General features: G+C 48.7%; 15 protein-coding genes and 2 tRNA genes. 7 read left to right on the forward strand and 10 right to left on the reverse strand.

The window, feature by feature from the left end:
- Nucleotides 1–152: 152 nt before the first annotated feature.
- Nucleotides 153–2,033: an ATP-binding protein gene (locus tag N4Q37_RS19785; protein WP_260961243.1), complete on the forward strand. Its 1,881-nt coding sequence runs from the start codon at nucleotides 153–155 to the stop codon at nucleotides 2,031–2,033.
- Nucleotides 2,034–2,254: 221 nt separating this feature from the next.
- On the forward strand, nucleotides 2,255–3,466 hold the full coding sequence (locus tag N4Q37_RS19790) for a site-specific integrase (RefSeq protein ID WP_260961244.1): 1,212 nt from the start codon (nucleotides 2,255–2,257) through the stop codon (nucleotides 3,464–3,466).
- An 11-nt stretch (nucleotides 3,467–3,477) separates the two neighbouring features.
- Here the strand turns inward: N4Q37_RS19790 and N4Q37_RS19795 are convergent, their stop codons facing one another.
- The gene (locus N4Q37_RS19795; protein WP_260961245.1) at nucleotides 3,478–4,140 is read right to left on the reverse strand and encodes a hypothetical protein; all 663 of its coding nucleotides are present in this window, start codon (nucleotides 4,138–4,140) and stop codon (nucleotides 3,478–3,480) included.
- Nucleotides 4,141–4,173: 33 nt separating this feature from the next.
- Here N4Q37_RS19795 and N4Q37_RS19800 point away from each other — a divergent pair, with 33 nt between their 5' ends.
- On the forward strand, nucleotides 4,174–4,374 hold the full coding sequence (locus N4Q37_RS19800; protein ID WP_260961246.1) for a helix-turn-helix domain-containing protein: 201 nt from the start codon (nucleotides 4,174–4,176) through the stop codon (nucleotides 4,372–4,374).
- 212 nt (nucleotides 4,375–4,586) lie between these two features.
- Here the strand turns inward: N4Q37_RS19800 and N4Q37_RS19805 are convergent, their stop codons facing one another.
- From N4Q37_RS19805 to N4Q37_RS19830, 6 genes are all read right to left on the reverse strand, one after another.
- A complete protein-coding gene (locus N4Q37_RS19805) occupies nucleotides 4,587–5,249 on the reverse strand; it encodes a recombinase family protein (protein ID WP_260961247.1) in 663 nt (220 codons plus the stop codon).
- A gap of 366 nt (nucleotides 5,250–5,615) precedes the next feature.
- Complete coding sequence (locus N4Q37_RS19810) at nucleotides 5,616–8,189, reverse strand: N-6 DNA methylase (protein ID WP_260961248.1); 2,574 nt, start codon at nucleotides 8,187–8,189, stop codon at nucleotides 5,616–5,618.
- A gap of 147 nt (nucleotides 8,190–8,336) precedes the next feature.
- Nucleotides 8,337–8,933, reverse strand: a complete 597-nt coding sequence (locus N4Q37_RS19815; protein ID WP_260961249.1) for a DNA-binding protein — start codon at nucleotides 8,931–8,933, stop codon at nucleotides 8,337–8,339.
- Entirely contained in the window at nucleotides 8,920–10,059 is a 1,140-nt protein-coding gene (locus N4Q37_RS19820) for an ImmA/IrrE family metallo-endopeptidase (RefSeq protein WP_260961250.1), read from the reverse strand. The genes N4Q37_RS19815 and N4Q37_RS19820 overlap by 14 nt, the downstream gene beginning before the upstream one ends.
- A 72-nt stretch (nucleotides 10,060–10,131) precedes the next feature.
- Nucleotides 10,132–11,046 carry a hypothetical protein gene (locus N4Q37_RS19825; protein ID WP_260961252.1) on the reverse strand — a complete coding sequence of 305 codons (915 nt, stop codon included), beginning with the start codon at nucleotides 11,044–11,046 and terminating at the stop codon, nucleotides 10,132–10,134.
- 289 nt (nucleotides 11,047–11,335) lie between these two features.
- The gene (locus tag N4Q37_RS19830) at nucleotides 11,336–11,551 is read right to left on the reverse strand and encodes a helix-turn-helix domain-containing protein (protein ID WP_122421293.1); all 216 of its coding nucleotides are present in this window, start codon (nucleotides 11,549–11,551) and stop codon (nucleotides 11,336–11,338) included.
- A 265-nt stretch (nucleotides 11,552–11,816) separates the two neighbouring features.
- Between N4Q37_RS19830 and N4Q37_RS19835 the strand changes: the two genes are divergently transcribed.
- Both N4Q37_RS19835 and N4Q37_RS19840 read left to right on the forward strand, forming a co-directional pair.
- Nucleotides 11,817–12,638 (forward strand): hypothetical protein, encoded by an 822-nt coding sequence (locus N4Q37_RS19835; protein ID WP_260961253.1) that lies wholly within the window; start codon nucleotides 11,817–11,819, stop codon nucleotides 12,636–12,638.
- Nucleotides 12,639–12,725: 87 nt separating this feature from the next.
- Complete coding sequence (locus N4Q37_RS19840; RefSeq protein WP_260961254.1) at nucleotides 12,726–13,190, forward strand: hypothetical protein; 465 nt, start codon at nucleotides 12,726–12,728, stop codon at nucleotides 13,188–13,190.
- A 388-nt stretch (nucleotides 13,191–13,578) separates the two neighbouring features.
- Here the strand turns inward: N4Q37_RS19840 and N4Q37_RS19845 are convergent.
- Nucleotides 13,579–13,655, reverse strand: a tRNA-Arg gene (locus tag N4Q37_RS19845).
- A gap of 524 nt (nucleotides 13,656–14,179) precedes the next feature.
- On the opposite strand from N4Q37_RS19845, the gene N4Q37_RS19850 reads away from it, so the two are divergent.
- Nucleotides 14,180–14,506: an Arc family DNA-binding protein gene (locus tag N4Q37_RS19850; RefSeq protein WP_003178899.1), complete on the forward strand. Its 327-nt coding sequence runs from the start codon at nucleotides 14,180–14,182 to the stop codon at nucleotides 14,504–14,506.
- A gap of 118 nt (nucleotides 14,507–14,624) precedes the next feature.
- Here N4Q37_RS19850 and mgtE read toward each other — a convergent pair whose 3' ends face one another.
- Nucleotides 14,625–16,067 (reverse strand): magnesium transporter, encoded by a 1,443-nt coding sequence (mgtE, locus tag N4Q37_RS19855; protein ID WP_260961258.1) that lies wholly within the window; start codon nucleotides 16,065–16,067, stop codon nucleotides 14,625–14,627.
- Between the two features lie 321 nt (nucleotides 16,068–16,388).
- On the opposite strand from mgtE, the gene N4Q37_RS19860 reads away from it, so the two are divergent.
- Complete coding sequence (locus N4Q37_RS19860; protein WP_260961259.1) at nucleotides 16,389–16,880, forward strand: outer membrane protein assembly factor BamE; 492 nt, start codon at nucleotides 16,389–16,391, stop codon at nucleotides 16,878–16,880.
- Between the two features lie 40 nt (nucleotides 16,881–16,920).
- On the opposite strand, the gene N4Q37_RS19865 is transcribed toward N4Q37_RS19860, so the two are convergent.
- A tRNA-Arg gene (locus N4Q37_RS19865) sits at nucleotides 16,921–16,997 on the reverse strand.
- Nucleotides 16,998–17,146: the final 149 nt, after the last annotated feature.

The following is a 17,146-nucleotide window of genomic DNA, read 5'->3' on the forward strand; positions in this document are numbered from 1 at the left end:
TGGTCTACCGCCCCAAACAGCGGCATGAACACCGGAAAGTTGTCACTTCGGTCCAGTAACGTCCTGCAGCCGTTATTTGCCCACTGTGAGATAGCCATGGTGTTCAGCCAGCCTTCTATTTATCCTTGGACCTACAGAATGGAGGCTGTGGGATGTTCCAATTCAGACGCAAAACATGGGCTTTGTTCCTGGTCTACATCGTAGGGGTCAGTGGCTATATCTACTATCTCCATGGCGAGACGCAAAAAATCCTGACGGACACTATCAATAGCAAGCTGCTGCATGCCGCACTGGGCGCCTCGGCCATCCTCGGCGACCGGTACCATGACAACCTGGTCGATAAACAATCCAAATCGCCCGAGCAAGACTGGGACGCGATCCAGCGACTCTCCCGGTTCAACGAATCAATGGGCACCGCCTTCGTCTACAGCGTGATCAAACGCGCTGGAAAAGCCTATCTGGTCAGTTCCAGTGCATCGGCCGAAGAAATCCAGGAAGATAATTTCGTCCGTTTCTTCGACCCCTATCCGGACGCCAGCCAAGCGTTGCTCGACAGCTTCGAACGTAACGAACCCACCTGGATCGACTATTCGGATCATTGGGGTGATTTTCGCGCCGTCTTCGTGCCGATGAAATCGCAAGATGGCACGACTTATATCGCCGGTGCAGAAATGACGCTGGCGCAGTACAACCATCAACTCAAGCAGGAGTCGCTGCACCATATCATCCTCGCCCTGTTGATCTTTATTGCCTTCAGCCTGTTGTTCGTCATCGATCTGGTACGCGTGCGCGCGCAACTTCAACAATTGATCAACGAGCGTCTATTGAATCAGGAAAAAGATGCCGCCGAGGATGCCAACCGCTCTAAAACCAGATTCCTGGCAACCATGAGTCATGAAATCCGCACCCCCATGCACAGCGTGATCGGCGCGACCGAGTTGCTGGCCAGGTCCTCACTGACACTCGAACAAAGCCGGCTACTGACAACGATTCATACCAGCGGGCGCACCTTGCTGTCGCTGATCGACAATATTCTCGACCTGGCAAAGATCGAGGCCGGCAAACTTCATCTGAGGCCCCGTGTATTCGAAATCAGGGAGCTGGTTTCATCCTGCATTGAAATAATCCGGCAAAACATTCAGGACAAACCGATCACCCTCCAAGCCGATGTTGATGCGCACATCCCACGCTGGGTCAAGACCGACGCCGATTGCCTGCGCCAGGTATTGATCAATTTGCTGGGCAACGCGATCAAGTTCACCGAGGCCGGAACCGTGTCCCTCCAGGTCAAGATCAGCGGCCAAGGCCCCCAAGCCCGACTCGACTTCTCCATAAGCGATACCGGCATAGGGATCCCCCCGGAACGTCAGGACAGCCTGTTCAAGCCTTTTGCACAATCAGGCCCCGTCAGCCCAGGCGTTAGCGGGAGCGGACTGGGTCTTTCGATCTGTAAAAACCTGATCGAAGCCCAACAAGGCACCTTATCCTTTACCAGCCAGCCCGGCGTCGGCTCGACGTTTTCCTTCTCACTTCCCCTGACGCCGTTTTCCGCCGCGCAGATACCCGTCGACGAGGACCGTGCGGCCGCGAGCCTGGACCCATCCTTTGCCAAGGATTATCCCCTCGATGTTCTGCTCGTGGAGAACCACCCCGTAAGCCAGAAAGTGGCCATGGCGATGCTGCAAGAATTGGGTTATCTGCCCACCCTTGCGTCAAACGGCCTGGAAGCGGTCAACCAATGCATGACTTCGGTGCCAGAGATCATTTTCATGGACATCAACATGCCCGTCATGGATGGGCTGGAAGCCGTGCGCAAAATCCGCGAACTGCCCCTGGGCGAGACTTGCTATATCGTGGCTTTCACGGCGAGTGCTTTCTCGAACGAAATAAAACACTTCAGGGCCGCCGGAGCCGATGACGTTCTAACCAAGCCGGCGAACTTCCAGGCCTTGGCCCGAGTGCTCCAGCGCGCAGCCAACCACCGACAACAACACCCGACCGGCACGCCGGCCCTGGATGTCTCTATCGATTGAAGGGGGCTTCAAGGGGGGCGATGAGCCAGGTAAATGACTCTGCCCAAATGTATGGTGTCCCAGGGCAGGTTCGAACTGCCAACCTTCCCCTTAGGAGGGCCAATTTTAGGCTAATAGACAAAGGGTAGAACCAGTGATTACGGGACTTACAGTCCGGTTGCGTCCGATAAAACAGCTCCGTATAGTGTTTTTTGCACCCACAATGCACCCACGGAGATCAGGTGAAAGAAAAGCTAACCGGGAAACTACTGTCATCCTTGGAAGTCACCGGCAAGGAGTACGAGGTCCACGATACCATCGTGATAGGCCTATACGTACGTGTAACGGCGGCCGGGGCCAAGTCGTATATTGTCAGATGGGGACGCGCGCGCAAAAAAGCGTTGGGACGAGTCGGTATCCTTACACTCGACCAAGCCCGCCAAGAAGCGACTCAGTACTTATATGAAGCGCGCAAACACGGCGAGCCTCTGGCAGTCACTCACGGCCGGAAAGGTACTGCCCTCCCCTCGCTACGCGAGTTCATCGACGACACCTATATGCCGTGGTTCAAAACTCACCACAAGGGCCATGAAAAAACGTTGCACACCCTGGACAACAATTTCGACACGATCATGGCTCAGCGGATCGACGCAATCACCGGTCGCGATCTCGACCAGATTCGCACTACCTGGATGCAGACCGGCAACAAGCCCTCGACCGTCAACCGCAAAATGGGCTCAATCAGCGGCGTGTTTAGCCGGGCGGTAGAATGGGAGTACATCACAACCCACCCTGTGGCGAAGCTAAAGCAGCTAAAGGTCGATTCTATTGGAGTGGTGCGGTACTTGTCCGACGACGAGGATAAACGCTTGCGCTCGGCACTTGATGCACGCCAAGACGAAATGCGGCGTGAGCGTGAAAGTGCAAACAAATGGCGTGCAGACAGAGATCAAGAGCAGAAACCGAGCTTACTAGACCTGCATTTCACAGATCACTTAAAGCCGATGGTTATCGTCTCACTGAAAACGGGGATGAGACGCGGGGAATTATTTAACCTCAAATGGTCATCGGTAAATTTCGATACAAAGACCATAACTGTCACCGGTGATACTGCAAAGACCAGCGAAACCCGACACATTCAAATGAATACAGAAGTCGTTACGACCCTTAAAGAGTGGAAAAAGCAATCTACGTCCAACCACTATGTATTTGCAAACCGAGAAGGCGACCGCTTTGAGGACGTCAAAAGCGCATGGCTCAAACTACTCAAGCGTGCCCAGGTGATAGGCTTTCGGTGGCATGACATGCGACACGACTTCGCATCAAAGCTTGTGATGGCCGGAGTGCCGCTCAACACGGTCCGCGATTTGCTAGGCCATGGGGATATAAAGACGACATTGTGTTACGCGCATCTGGCACCCGGAACTAAAGCCGCAGCTGTCGAGCTTATCTGAATTTACTAGGCTTATGGTTTCGCCTCTATCATCTTCAGATATTCGCCAAAAGATACCGATACAGACTTATTTTTAATTCGAAATTCGGCATAGTCCTCGAGCGACGGCATCAACCGATTGATCGTATCCAGATCAACTTCTGGAATTCTATACTTGCTGGTGTATTTGATAACACCTTCCGACTTTGGAAAGATCTCAGTATTTCCAGAAAATACATCCGGCGACCACAGAATGGCATCGACAATCTTGTGGTCCTTCGGGCTCAATGCATCGCCTGCTAAAAAGAAAGTCCGCAGTTTCTTGAGGATCGGCTCATCAGGTGAATGAGCCAACTGCAAAGCTTCTAGCAACCTCCAATCCCCACCATTCAAAACACGCTCGTCGACATCTACATCGACTTCTTGAACCTTGAATTTCGCCGCAGCTTCGAGAATCAAATCCTCAAGTACACGAGTTGAGGTTTTCTTCATCGCATTCGCCAACCCTTCAAGACAAGCCTTTGAGGTCGCGCTAACGCGCAGGTGAATTGTCTCTGCTTTCTTCCTAACTGCCATCGTCGAATTCCAGACGTCTGTGGATTTCAGCAAGGTTGCCACATCACACACGGACACACAACGAAAACGTGTTGACACAAATGTGGCACCACATTTAATGTGGCACCACAGACGCGACATCCCGTTGCGTCCTGAAGCCACAAAGGCCGCTTGATGAACAAAAATAGCTCCTTGGACCCGATATCAGTCGGGGTGGACGATGCCGCACGCTTGATTGGCGTTGCTCGATCCATGTTTTACGAAATGATTGCTAACGGGGAGATCCACACGTTCAAGCTGGGGAGACGGAGGTTGGTGAGGGTAAAAACCCTAGAGGCTTTCATCAAACGACAGGCTCAGGAAAACGGCCGATGAGCCTCCGCATAGTTGATTTCACTGGAAACGTACTCGGCATCTTGGTGCTACCAGGAACCATCCTATTAGCAGATTTGGAAGCCCTTCGGCGCCTCGGCGCTCACAGAATTGAGGTAGTAACCCACTAAGGTTGCTCAGGGACTGTTTGATTGAAGGTGGGAATGCGACGGACGTGAATAGCGACCTTAACGTTTAAGGTCGCTGTTGATGGTCTAGCTCTGAGACGTTGAGCAGCCGAGCTCTTTTTTGATTCTATAAACCGTGGCCTCCCCGACATTCGCAGCTTCGGCTATCTCTTTGACTGTCATGTTTGAAGCCGATTGACCTTTGAGAAGCTTTTCAACCCGCTGCCATTTCTCAATGCTCTTCCGTTTCCCTACCGCTTTCCAAGAAGGATCTGCCGCTCTCTTGTTCGCAATACCCTGCCTAATCCGTTCGACACGTTTTTCTTGATCAAGGCGAGCCATCGTCGCCATTAAATCGATGAGCATGTTATTGATTACATGCATTACAGAGCCTGCAATGTCGCTGCGACCGTTGAGGCCTCCATCCAGATGCTCCCAGCTAGTAGGCAAGTCGGCCACTACCAACCTCAAACCTTTTGAATTAATCGTCCCCTTAAGGGTTTCCCAATCCGCTTGGCTGAGCCGGGAAAGGCGATCTACTGATTCAACACACAAAACTTCCCCTGGCTCCGCACTGGTCAACAGCCTGTGGAGTTCAGGCCGTTGCAATTTGGTACCAGAAAAATTGTCGGCATAGACCCCGGCCACTACATAATTTCGGCTGGCTGCAAAAGCCATCAAAGAAACACGGGCCCGGTTCGCATCCTGATCTTTTGTAGACGCTCGCAGATATAGGTGTGCAAGGACCATACAGAAACACTCTCATTAAGACATGTAAGCAGATAGATCAATGATAATCTATCATTTGGCTTTCTGCCAATATCTATTTGATAGCGCCCCTTACAGTTCCAGCAATTCTCTTAAAGGTAGACTCAAATGATTGAGTAAAAGGCAAGCTTCGAGACAGGCTCTACGGCTAAATGAGGATTTGCGCTCGACAATGATTGTCTGCGCTCAGGTAAATGATGCGTGCATTCTGTGAATTGGCGGCTATGAGCCGTATTCCGCGAAGAGTACAACGACAATGGACAAGCTATGTCATAAGGGGAAAACAAGGCCCGGGGGGCGATCCCCCGGGCTTACGGCTAAGGCTTAGTAACAAAAACTCGTCAAAGCTTAATCCTCATCATCACTACTCAAGTCTTCGCTCTCCAGCCCGATAAGCGGGGAGTTCAAAATCGCTTTTTTATCTTCTGCTGGCCATATTTGGTTAAAAGCTAGTACTGAGGCATTAATAGACTTTGCCCACACTTCAACCGAGCTCCGTACTGCCATTCTCTCTTCCAGAGAAGGCACCGGCACCAAGACATTTTTTATCTGATCAATAGTAAGCTTGCCATAGCTAGTACCACCCGACTCCGTCCAAAACTGAAGACGGCAGCGCTCAGTCCTTAACGCTTGAAATATCCACTCTATCGGATAAAGCTCAGATTGGTCGGGTTTCTCTCTCACAATGGCAACGCCATCGGCACTCGCATAAACATTATTCTGTTCGTACGTATAAAAACCTATATTTCGTCTCTCAGGACGAACTAAGCCTACAACAATATCATTTTTATTTACTTTGTAACCCTTATTTGTTTTCCTTACTTCAACTTGCCACTTTTTCTCACTGTCTTTGAGCACTACCATACCTTCGACAGCGCGAATATCCTGCCCCTCAATCAAGTGCATATTCTCACCGACTGGAACATCAAACTCCTCAACTCTGTCTAAAACTTCGGCTATTTCAGATAGCCGAACATACTCGCCTTCTGTAATAGCGCGAGTATTAGAAAGAGCTTTTCTTGAGAGCCTTCTAGGCTTCATATCTAGCATCGGATGAGACAAAATATCGCCGACGCGCGCGCCATCCCAATCTGGAGCCAATGGGTCATTTAGATATTTTATAAATTTTAGAAAGTTATTTCTGACGCGCGTAAAATCCGTATCGATAACAACATCATTATCTTTGTCTCGAACTTCAAGACCAGTATCATTGTCGCGCAAAGGGATAGTAAAAAAGCCTTTCCCAAGTTTATAACCAACTTTCCTTACCAACTCGGTATGTATAGGATAGTTCCCATAATCCACAGAATCAGTCGCACCCTCTTCTTTTTTGTAAGCAAAGAGAATATTTGATCGAAGGTCTGCCTCCGACTTTAGAAAAATACGTCGTGGAAGCTCAACTAGCCCAAGAATTTTGAACTTCTCCAAAATCCATTGCCGTACATAACCGTAGCTAGCAGTACAAAGATAACCCTCAGGAAGAATAATACCCATTCTTCCTTTTTCTGCTAATAACTTCCAGCAACGCTCAATAAAAAGAATTCCGAGCTGTTGAGACGGGAGAACTTCTTTGGTCTTAATCCACTGCCCATCCTTGATTACCCACAGATGCCCCAGATCATATTTTTCAAGCACATTAGATCGAGTTTCAACTGTTCGCGATCCAAACGGCGGGTTACAAAAAGCAATATCCATTGACTCTGACCAAAGATAATGCTCCTCAATGGTATCTTTGTCATACAAATTAGTTTGCCCATCTTTGTTCAGAATCATATTAATAACCGCAAGCTCATATGCTTGCGGGTCTTTATCTGATCCAAAGACTCTGTTAATCACCTGACCGTCATTATGCTTAAATCGATATTGCATCGTCGCAGTCAGAAAATCAGCTGTACCCATAGCCGGATCAGCAATCTTATCGTTAGGACCTGGACGAAGGATTTCAACCATACAATTTATTAACGTCAATGGCGTGAAAAACTGATCAAGATCCTTTTTGAACACAGCTGGAACAAACGTCATGAATACTTGCTGCATGGAATCACTTGATGAGTTCAGAAGATCCAGTCCTTGAACCTTTTCAATGATTTCACGCATAGGCTTTTCGTCTAGGATATTAACAGAGCCATTACCAAATATAGACTTGGCCTTGGAATATATGCGCGCAGTTCGCGAATAAATATCCCTGACTCGAGTCATAAAATCAAAATCCGCGCCATGAGCAACTTGAAGAACTAGATCATCGCCTGTTTCTTTAGCATCTTTTTCATCTACGTACTTCGCGAGTAGAAGCTTTACTGTTTCACGATATCGAGTCGCATCATCATTTATATGATTAGATCTCAGAATATTAGCGATATCCATCAAAGTTGCTGAGATATCCTCAGGCTTGATAAGATTTTTATATTTAAGACGAGCGTATTTATAGACATGCCCATAAACCGGTATATTACCAAGCTCATCTTTTGTGATCAAAGTTGAGCCATCCTCAATCTTTTTTACATACAGATGGCGGTTTGTATCATCCCAATAAACACCATACGCCAAGGACTTATCAATTTGCCTAAGTGCAGGCTCTAATTGAAATGATACCGCAGATTTCTTCGACTTACTCTCACGCTTTATTTCCGCAACGAGAAGAATGTGTTTATTACGCTCAGGATCTGAAAGCGACCGTGCCTCAAGTACGGGCAAATCGTAAACTACAATATCCGCTCTTAATGAATTTCGGCCGTCATTTCCTAGGCGCTTGATTACGACAGTTTCACATTCAAAATGGCTTTTTGGATATTTTTTAAGCAATAGATACTTTATACACTCAATGCGTCTGGCCTCTTCAGATACTGTCAGGCCGTCTTTTGCAAAGTACGTAGCGCCGAGCTGGCCACGGATGGGGCATACTAAATTCGCATTGAGCGTCATAACATTCTCTACACTTATCAATTCATCTAGGCAGTTCAGCATCGAAGCTATGCTTTGATGCCTACCCCTTAAAGGCTCGTATACTACCTAAAATTGCGATGAACAGCCACATATTGTGCTAAGCAATGTTACGACAAACTTTAAAATTTATGGACGCTCGCCTAACACATCATGGTTCGACGTCGGCGTGATTGCAGGAGGAAATAACTCAGTAACATCATTAACCAGGTCAGCAGGAAGATCATTGATATACTTCCAATGATCAACAATCCCACGCACCTTAACTAAAGTAATATGCTCCACATCAAGCATATGCTTCATTAATTCAAGTGTCTTAACAGTTTTAATGTCAAATATTTTAGCAAGGGATCGCATATCTCTATCATCTGTCACTACAGGTAATTTCAATATATATCCGTATGCGAGATAAGTGGCGTCCACCTTGGAAGGACCGGGATGGTCGCTAAGTACGAACTCCCATATATATGAAAGCGCATCGAGCATTTCTTTTTTTTGCTTCCGGGATATCGAAGGAGTGAATTTCCTCTCAAGGACATGCTCCTCTTCAAGCGCCCAAAAAAACTTGTGCGTCAACCGATGACTAGCCTCAATCTCCATTCCCGTCTCAGCCAAAACATAAAGACAAGTCGGATCGGGCCCAAACTCCACCGCAAGAAATGGGCGGATATTTTGGGCTAGCCGCAGATAACTGTTGGTGTCTACCAGCATTTTAGACTGTGGCATCTGCAAGCTCTGAGTGTATATTTCTTGCATCTAGTCCGGAGACTCCAAGTATTGCTTGGACTATTCCTGGACCAGCCTGAGAAGCATTAATATATTTTCTGAAAACCGAGAAAAACTGGGTGCCAAAATTTGTCTCTAAGATGCTAATTAGCTGTCCAGCATCAGGCATAGATACGCCACCAAGAAGCAAATCGGAGACTGGCTTAATACCGTTATTTACCACCGCTGAAACCTTATGAATAGCAGGTTCCAAATTTAGCTGTTTCTTGCCTATATGCTGCGCATATGCATTTATCTGGCGATAAATTGTAAAAGGCGCGATTCCATTTTTTCCAGACAACTCTTTGATCGCCTGTAGCTGAGAGCTTTCTGAGCTTATGTTGGAAATCGAGGAGAATGCAGCCTCTGCTAATTGGTGCGGAAAAAGTAATGCGCCCGCAAATGCGTCGGCAAAATCTTCAGCCTCATCACCTCTTAAACTAGGTGTCAAACAGTGTCCGAGCTCATGAGCCATCCAGAACTTAAAATCCAGGAGATTTACATCCAGATTCAAGTAGATCCAGGTCACTCGCGATTCGGGCAGATAGATGTGAACGGCATTTTCGTGAGTCTTTTTGCTTCCCCACATCACAGGGATAAGTACAGCATGAAGAGAGTCGAAGAACGCAATCAACTGATCGAAGCTAATGCGATCAACTTCGCTCACCCCAATCTCTGCACGTATTTTCCTAGCGAGATCAACCAAAAAACCATAGTTTACAGTCGGATCCAAGATAGTGCCGCGCACAGCATTACTGCCAAACTCAACATAGGGTACCAAATTCTTTAATAGGAGCCCTTTAGCACGAGCCTCTTCGTAATGTGATTCGGTTGTCTTAGTACCTCGGGCCTTTCTAAAAGCCACCACCGGAGCATCACTCAGATCCCGAATAACTAGGTCCGAGTAAGGCATTTTGAGCAAGGCACCTAACCTGAGCAGTTTATCAGGCGGGGGGAAACCTTCTCCATCAAGCCAAGACTGGACAAGAGGTTCGGAAATTTGAAGATGCTGAGCAACAGCCGGTGCGCCTAATTTTTGAGTACTTAGGGCGGCTGCAATTCTTTGAATAGATAGTTTTTTGCTCATACCCAATTCTCTGCCAAATCAAGCCATTTGTCAATATGATTGCGCTAGCTTATATCTCATGCATATACCAAGTTAGCTGCGACTTAGGGCTTTATCAGCAAAGATTGACTTGAAATCAACGTACTTGTAAAAGGTCAGCACAAGATAAAGCAACGATACTCGCTTACCTTGCAGAGCAAAAAAAGCCGTATCATACATAAAATCCTTGAATTCAGACCAAAGTTCATCAGCTCTCAGGCACGCACTTGAGCATGGCAAAATAAAGTCATAATACTTCGGCACCAGTTGTGCATTAAAGGTATTGCTCGCTTTAACCTTTGCTAAACACACGTAACCTATAAACATCAGCTTTCGCACGACCTTAAGATACGTGCAATTACTATCCTTGTAAGAGATAAACCTAGACAGCTCATCAAGATAATTCATATATTTTGACTGCCGCGCCTTTACAGGCAATCTAAACTGCACTTGATTAGTTAAAATATGCATCATCGATTGAAGATCGGAGTATGTAGCCCGAATCAAATCCTCAAAATTTCTCTTCGCATCCAAATGAGCAATCTTTTGCGCTAAAACAACTTTGGGTGATTTCCTTACGGGCAAGCCTTGTAAGTATTGGACCATGATAGAACCGAGATACCTCTCGATTTTTATCAGCACTTCATTAGCTGAGTCATTAGACCCCACTGCCCATTCCGTCAAAAGCAGAGAGTTATGGATGAATCGACCTACTCCAAATGATCTATTGCCCAGCTTCTGATTTTGATACTTACCCCCATAAAAAAGATTCTCATGATGAAACAAGCCTGTTCGACTTTTTTCTTTAACAGGAAAGATATGACACAGATCTACGTCAAGTTTAGGCCTGTTTTTTACTAAAGCCATAGTTTTGGCAAATGAGTCATAATCATGACCATAAAGCACTTGTACAGTCCCAGCTCTTCGACACTGATATACAAGATACAAGTGCTCGTAGTTCTGAAGCATATTTGCCCTTCTTTGCTCAACCCGCCGCTGTACAGATTTTTTCTTTTTGAAAGCGGACTTTCGACATCTATCAGAACAATATTTCTGACTTCGCCACTGATTGGAAAGCTGATATATATCTTGATTGCACTTCAGGCATGTCTTTATCATGGACCACTCCCTTGTTGGGTATAGTCATGATTTACAGTTTTTTATTAAGCCGTCCCCCAATCTTAACTAGCCAGCACTATTGGAACTTATAAAAATGCGGGAGATGTGGCAGCCAGGCAGTGGCGTTAGGTAGCAGAAATCAAAGACTCGCAAAAAGATCTGATAGCTCGGTATTGAGAGCAACTGCGAGAGTATTGATTGCATCGAGACTAGGATTGGCCCCGCCAGTTTCGATTCTAGACATATATGTCCGAGCGAAACCACACCTGTCAGCGAACTCCTCCTGGGTCATGCCTGTGGCAAGACGGAGTTCACGAACACGATGACCAAAGCGATGACGTAGGGAAGAAGGCATTCCCAGATGATGTGGCGATGTGATCTAATCGTGAACACACTAATCGTGACATCGGGTGCTTTATGATCAGCTTTTTGGCGAAACCCTGGACACCAGTCTGCTCAGCCATAGCCAGCCCACTTGGTATCAGTCTGCGATAGTGGTGCTCATCCCCATAACCGTAGGTGTCAGGCTGTCGAGCAATCAGATCCGTCATTGATTGCTTTTACATGCAGCGTCACCGTTACACAAACATTAAACTTTAATGCTGATAAGGAAGTTGGATATGCTCAGGTTTTTTACGACGCTCTGTTTCACACTGCTATGTTCATTGTCTCATGCTGCTTTGTTACCTGCCCCGCTAACTCTTTCGGCGGCTCAGGAAATTGTAAACGAATTCAAGGAAAGCTATGAGGATGATTTCAAATACGACATGTCCAGAGTCGCGAAGTCAGCATTCCCAACACCAGAACAATCATATGTGTATGCAAAGTACATGAACAAAGCATTCGCACAGGCAGGTTATAGCCTGGACAAGACGCTTTATGAATTTTTCAAAACCGGCGGTGTATCTGGAGGCACTGCTGGCAACCCGAACATTCTGTTCATGCAAAAAATAAATCTTACACAATACGCCACTTCCCTCAAGAATACCGGCATTGCCAATGCTTTCATTAAGGCCGGTGCAGTTTCAGAAAGAACAATAGCGTATGCAAAGGATGTTGCGATAGACACCCCAATCACCAAGATTGATTATGTAATTGACGCAACCCCTGGGTATGCGATACAGGGTCTTGAAAAATACGAGCGAGAGAACGGACGGTTCATAGGACACATCAAGCCAGGCGTCGGCCCTTGGAAAGACTGGCTGTATTTTGAGTCGGAAGGTCTTAAAGGTGAACAATACGGAATTGGACTAGTACAAATTTCTGGCGTTGATGGGAAGGAGCTGGATGTACTGAAAGCCCTGAATGGCAAAAGAGTAAAAATGGAGGGTACTTATTTTATGGCTAAAGGGCAACAGATGGGCGAGCTGAATGACAGGGTCATAGCCGTCGATCCAAGATTTTTTGATTTAAGCTATAAGTTGATATTCAAAGTACTCTAACAATCACAACCAAAGCTTCTTCTAACACCACAATACTAGAGTCGTCACCAATGCGACCTTGTGAACTTTTTTAGAAAAGGATCGTGTATGCAAATGTTAAAATGTCTCGCTGCTGTTGCAATCTCAAGTGTTTCCACTTTTGCATTCTCTCAGCAATTTACTTACTTTTCCTTCCAAGAAGGCGGATATGCTGGAAAAATGCTTATTGCGAACGAACTAACACATGGCAGCCCAGTTCAACCTCTTGCTGTTCATATCCAAACTGTAGACACTAGTACTCATCATGAATGCGATGTTTGGGCTATGGAAAATACCGTAGCTAGAATCCAATCAAATGGAAAGCTTTCCACCTCAATGCGAGTTGTAGATAACAATAAAAAAGCCACTGGCGAGACTTTTGACGTTGTAATCGGAGAGTCAGTAGCAATAATTACGTCGTCCGCTCCAAGTGAGTATTGCGGCGTTTCGGGAACCTTTGCCGGCCATTGGGTGCGCACTCAAGAGGACGGCACCGGGGAAGGTGAACCCGAAAGCGAGCAAGATGCGCTGTGAGAGGTGGGAGATCTCCTACATAGATGATCCCCACTGCTATCTAGTCAATCAATGAGACGTAAAAGGCCCCCGCCCAAGAATACAGAGCGGGGCCTTTTATTTTGAAGCCTGCTTCAGCCATGCCCGCACGACCATTTTTTTCATTTCGCTTATCGCTCACCGATTAAGGAATGCTCAACAGGGAGGGAGGAAGAGCGCCAGCATTTCAAGCCGAAAACTCATTTGATCTATCGATTCTCCCGCCAAACGCAAAGCAAACCGCATAAAAAAACCCCGACAGACAAAGGTCTGAACGGAGTCTACTGCTGCATGAGCCTCCACTGCACCCACTCTGCACCCACAAGAACCTATGGACGGGATCAGAAAATGCTAAAGGCCTTGAATTATATGGTGTCCCAGGGCAGGTTCGAACTGCCAACCTTCCCCTTAGGAGGGGGATGCTCTATCCAATTGAGCTACTGAGACACAAGTCGACCACCAGAACGTGGCACGAAAGGACGGCGTGCATGTTAACGGCCAACCCTGCGTTTGTCATGTCGCAATGGCTTTTTAAGTGTAGGCAAATGGTGCAGCCCCAGAAGGTTTGCAGCTCGCAACACGAAATCCTGGCCACCGCTCATCTTTCTTGACCCGTTCATCCTAGTAAATCGGCATTTTGCCACTATCCTATACAAGACAAGGACAGTAGGTGATTTGGCCCCATTTGCTTAACCGCCAAACGGTATGGCACATCGACACGATGTGATGGTCACACCCTGCAGACCTGGTGTTTTTTCAAACCAGTCCGCATTTTTTGATGAAGGGTACTGGCATAACGCCTTTACCCGGATCAGAATTTGTCACAGAATTGGCGCCAATGATCTGGCAATTTTGAGGCATGATGCGGGCCTCTTAACAATTCAGGTTGAACATTTGGCTGCGGAGCTTGTCCTATCGACATCCTGCGGCCAATCCCGAGAACCGCTCCCCTGAACTAACCGGTTAAATATATGCGCCCATTGAAACAGGCAATCTATTCCAGCCGTACGGCTGACAAGTTCGTCGTACGTCTGCCAGACGGAATGCGTGAACGCATTGCCGAGGTGGCTCGCAATCATCATCGCAGCATGAACTCCGAAATCATTGCGCGCCTTGAGCAAAGTCTCATCCAGGAAGGCGCGCTAGGTGAAGAGCTCAGCATGCGTCTGGACAGCCCCGAGCTGTCCCTGCATGAGCGCGAGTTGCTTCAACGCTTCCGACAACTCTCTCATCGCCAGCAGAACGCCCTCGTTTCGCTGATTGCCCATGATGCTGAAATGGCCGCAGACGCGTCCTGATTCCATCACAGATATTCGAGCCAGCCCTGCGCTGGCTTTTTTTTGCCTTGAATTTGACCTTGAGGCATCACTCATAAAAAAGCCCACCAGATGGGTGGGCTTTGTTGGAGCGCGTGTTTCAAAGCAGGAAAACAGTCGCCAGTCCCAGGAAGATAAAGAACCCGCCGCTGTCGGTCATGGCCGTGATCATCACACTGGCACCCATGGCCGGGTCGCGCCCCATCCGAGCCAGGGTCATGGGGATCAATACACCCATCAAGGCGGCCAGCAGCAGATTGAGTGTCATCGCGGCGGTCATGACCACTCCCAGTGACCAACTGCCATAGAGCAGGTATGCCACCACGCCGATCACGCCCCCCCAGATCACGCCATTGATCAGCGCCACCGCCAGTTCCTTGCGCATCAAGCGCGAGGTGTTGCCGGTACTGACCTGATCCAGCGCCATGGCCCGGACGATCATGGTGATGGTCTGGTTGCCGGAGTTACCACCGATACCGGCCACAATAGGCATCAGGGCCGCGAGCGCCACCAGTTTCTCGATGGAGCCTTCGAACAGGCCGATGACTCGCGAGGCGACAAAAGCGGTGATCAGATTGATTGCCAGCCAGGCCCAGCGGTTGCGCAGGGATTTCCAGACCGAGGCAAAAATGTCTTCCTCCTCGCGCAGACCCGCCATGCTGAGGACTTCGCTTTCGCTCTCCTCACGAATCAGGTCGACCATTTCATCGATGGTCAGACGGCCGATCAGTTTGCCGTTCTTGTCGACCACTGGCGCGGAAATCAAGTCATAACGTTCGAATGCCTGTGCCGCGTCGTAGGCATCTTCCTCCGGGTGAAAACTCACCGGATCGCTGGCCATGACCTCGGCCACCTGTTTCTCAGGATCGTTGACGAGCAGGCGCTTGATAGGCAGCACGCCCTTGAGCACGCCGTCGTAATCGACCACGAACAGCTTGTCGGTATGGCCTGGCAACTCCTTGAGTCGACGCAGATAGCGCAAGACTACTTCAAGGCTGACATCCTCGCGGATCGTCACCATCTCGAAGTCCATCAGCGCACCGACCTGCTCCTCGTCGTAGGACAACGCCGAGCGCACACGCTCACGTTGCTGGCCGTCGAGGGCCTCCATCAGTTCGTGGACAACGTCCCGGGGCAGTTCAGGAGCAAGGTCGGCGAGTTCGTCGGCGTCCATTTCCTTGGCCGCCGCCAGCAACTCGTGATCATCCATGTCGGCGATCAGGGTTTCCCGAACCGAGTCCGACACTTCGAGCAGGATGTCACCGTCGCGATCTGCCTTGACCAACTGCCAGACCGTCAGACGCTCTTCCAGTGGCAAGGCTTCAAGAATGTAGGCGACGTCGGCGGAGTGCAGATCATCGAGCTTGCGTTGCAGCTCGACGAGGTTCTGCCGGTGGACCAGGTTCTCGACCCGGTCATGATGCGCACCTTCCTGGCGATGCGTCAGGTCTTCGACAACCCGCTGGCGCTGCAGCAGCTCAACGACTTGAGCGAGACGGTCCTGAAGGCTTTCTTGCGTTTTCTTTACTTCTACTTCAGTCATAGGCGAACTCCACTCCCAGCAGTGGAGCACGCCGGAAGGATCAATCAGTTAATTCATGATTGGCAAAACGAGATATTGAGTAACTACTGGGTAAGTCCATGGGAATTTTCCAAAGCCCCGGCGGGGCTGACGGGCGCAATCATACACTGCTTAACGCTTAAAGACGTTAAAAAATCACGGCAAGAACAAGCGCTTGCGGCTCAAACCTGAACGCGGGCTGAACCAGCATCATGGAGGCGACTCATCCGGAAAAGAAAACACGCGCCCTCACGAAAATGCAGCGACTACCCTTCTCTTTTTCATCGTCAAGGAAGACGCAGGATGTCTGCCAGCCGCTACCTGTTTCTACTCACCTTCCTACCCTGCCTGCCCTTATGGGCCGCCGGACAAACCGTGCATCGCTGCGAAAATATCGCAGGGCACGTCACCTTCACGACACTGAGTTGCGCCCCGGACGAGGATCTGTCGCTACAGCAGATCCACCCCTACCACCCCGGAACCATCGAGCCACTGCTGCCTGAAGCCGCACATCGACCAATATCCGGAAACAAAAACAGCCGCAAGGAAGCGGCTGTCATCGGTCGATCAGAAGACCGTTGCGGGAATCTCATCAGCACTGACCAACGCCGCAGAGCCATCATGGACCGACGAGTGATTGCCGGCATGACCCAGCAAGACGTGGAAAGCGCCCTGGGCAAGCCCGACTCGATCAAAGTCAGGAATTCGAGCACACAGTACACCTACAAAACCAAAAAAGGTCGCAGCGCAGAGATCGTGTTCGATGAAAGAGGCTGTGTGAAAGGCAAATCGTAGACGGCAAAAAGCCCGCGTTAGACGCGGGCTTTTTGGTGTATGGTGCACTCGACAGGATTCGAACCTGTGACCGCTCGGTTCGTAGCCGAGTACTCTATCCAGCTGAGCTACGAGTGCAGGTTGTGGTTTTATACCAGATCACAACTGGTTGAAGCCAAGTTATTTGCATTGCTGCAGAACAACTCTTAAATGGTGCACTCGACAGGATTCGAACCTGTGACCGCTCGGTTCGTAGCCGAGTACTCTATCCAGCTGAGCTACGAGTG

Source organism: Pseudomonas citri (genome assembly GCF_025336485.1).
GTDB classification, from domain to species: domain Bacteria; phylum Pseudomonadota; class Gammaproteobacteria; order Pseudomonadales; family Pseudomonadaceae; genus Aquipseudomonas; species Aquipseudomonas citri.

What these genes read in the sequence shown, in the direction of transcription:
- N4Q37_RS19785 (WP_260961243.1), top strand. Translation starts at nt 153, where the DNA reads ATGTTCCAATTCAGACGCAAAACATGGGCTTTGTTCCTGGTCTACATC.
- N4Q37_RS19795 (WP_260961245.1), bottom strand. Translation starts at nt 4,140, where the DNA reads ATGTCGCGTCTGTGGTGCCACATTAAATGTGGTGCCACATTTGTGTCA.
- N4Q37_RS19800 (WP_260961246.1), top strand. Translation starts at nt 4,174, where the DNA reads ATGAACAAAAATAGCTCCTTGGACCCGATATCAGTCGGGGTGGACGAT.
- N4Q37_RS19805 (WP_260961247.1), bottom strand. Translation starts at nt 5,249, where the DNA reads ATGGTCCTTGCACACCTATATCTGCGAGCGTCTACAAAAGATCAGGAT.
- N4Q37_RS19810 (WP_260961248.1), bottom strand. Translation starts at nt 8,189, where the DNA reads ATGACGCTCAATGCGAATTTAGTATGCCCCATCCGTGGCCAGCTCGGC.
- N4Q37_RS19815 (WP_260961249.1), bottom strand. Translation starts at nt 8,933, where the DNA reads ATGCCACAGTCTAAAATGCTGGTAGACACCAACAGTTATCTGCGGCTA.
- N4Q37_RS19820 (WP_260961250.1), bottom strand. Translation starts at nt 10,059, where the DNA reads ATGAGCAAAAAACTATCTATTCAAAGAATTGCAGCCGCCCTAAGTACT.
- N4Q37_RS19825 (WP_260961252.1), bottom strand. Translation starts at nt 11,046, where the DNA reads ATGCTTCAGAACTACGAGCACTTGTATCTTGTATATCAGTGTCGAAGA.
- N4Q37_RS19830 (WP_122421293.1), bottom strand. Translation starts at nt 11,551, where the DNA reads ATGCCTTCTTCCCTACGTCATCGCTTTGGTCATCGTGTTCGTGAACTC.
- N4Q37_RS19835 (WP_260961253.1), top strand. Translation starts at nt 11,817, where the DNA reads ATGCTCAGGTTTTTTACGACGCTCTGTTTCACACTGCTATGTTCATTG.
- N4Q37_RS19840 (WP_260961254.1), top strand. Translation starts at nt 12,726, where the DNA reads ATGCAAATGTTAAAATGTCTCGCTGCTGTTGCAATCTCAAGTGTTTCC.
- N4Q37_RS19850 (WP_003178899.1), top strand. Translation starts at nt 14,180, where the DNA reads ATGCGCCCATTGAAACAGGCAATCTATTCCAGCCGTACGGCTGACAAG.
- mgtE (WP_260961258.1), bottom strand. Translation starts at nt 16,067, where the DNA reads ATGACTGAAGTAGAAGTAAAGAAAACGCAAGAAAGCCTTCAGGACCGT.
- N4Q37_RS19860 (WP_260961259.1), top strand. Translation starts at nt 16,389, where the DNA reads ATGTCTGCCAGCCGCTACCTGTTTCTACTCACCTTCCTACCCTGCCTG.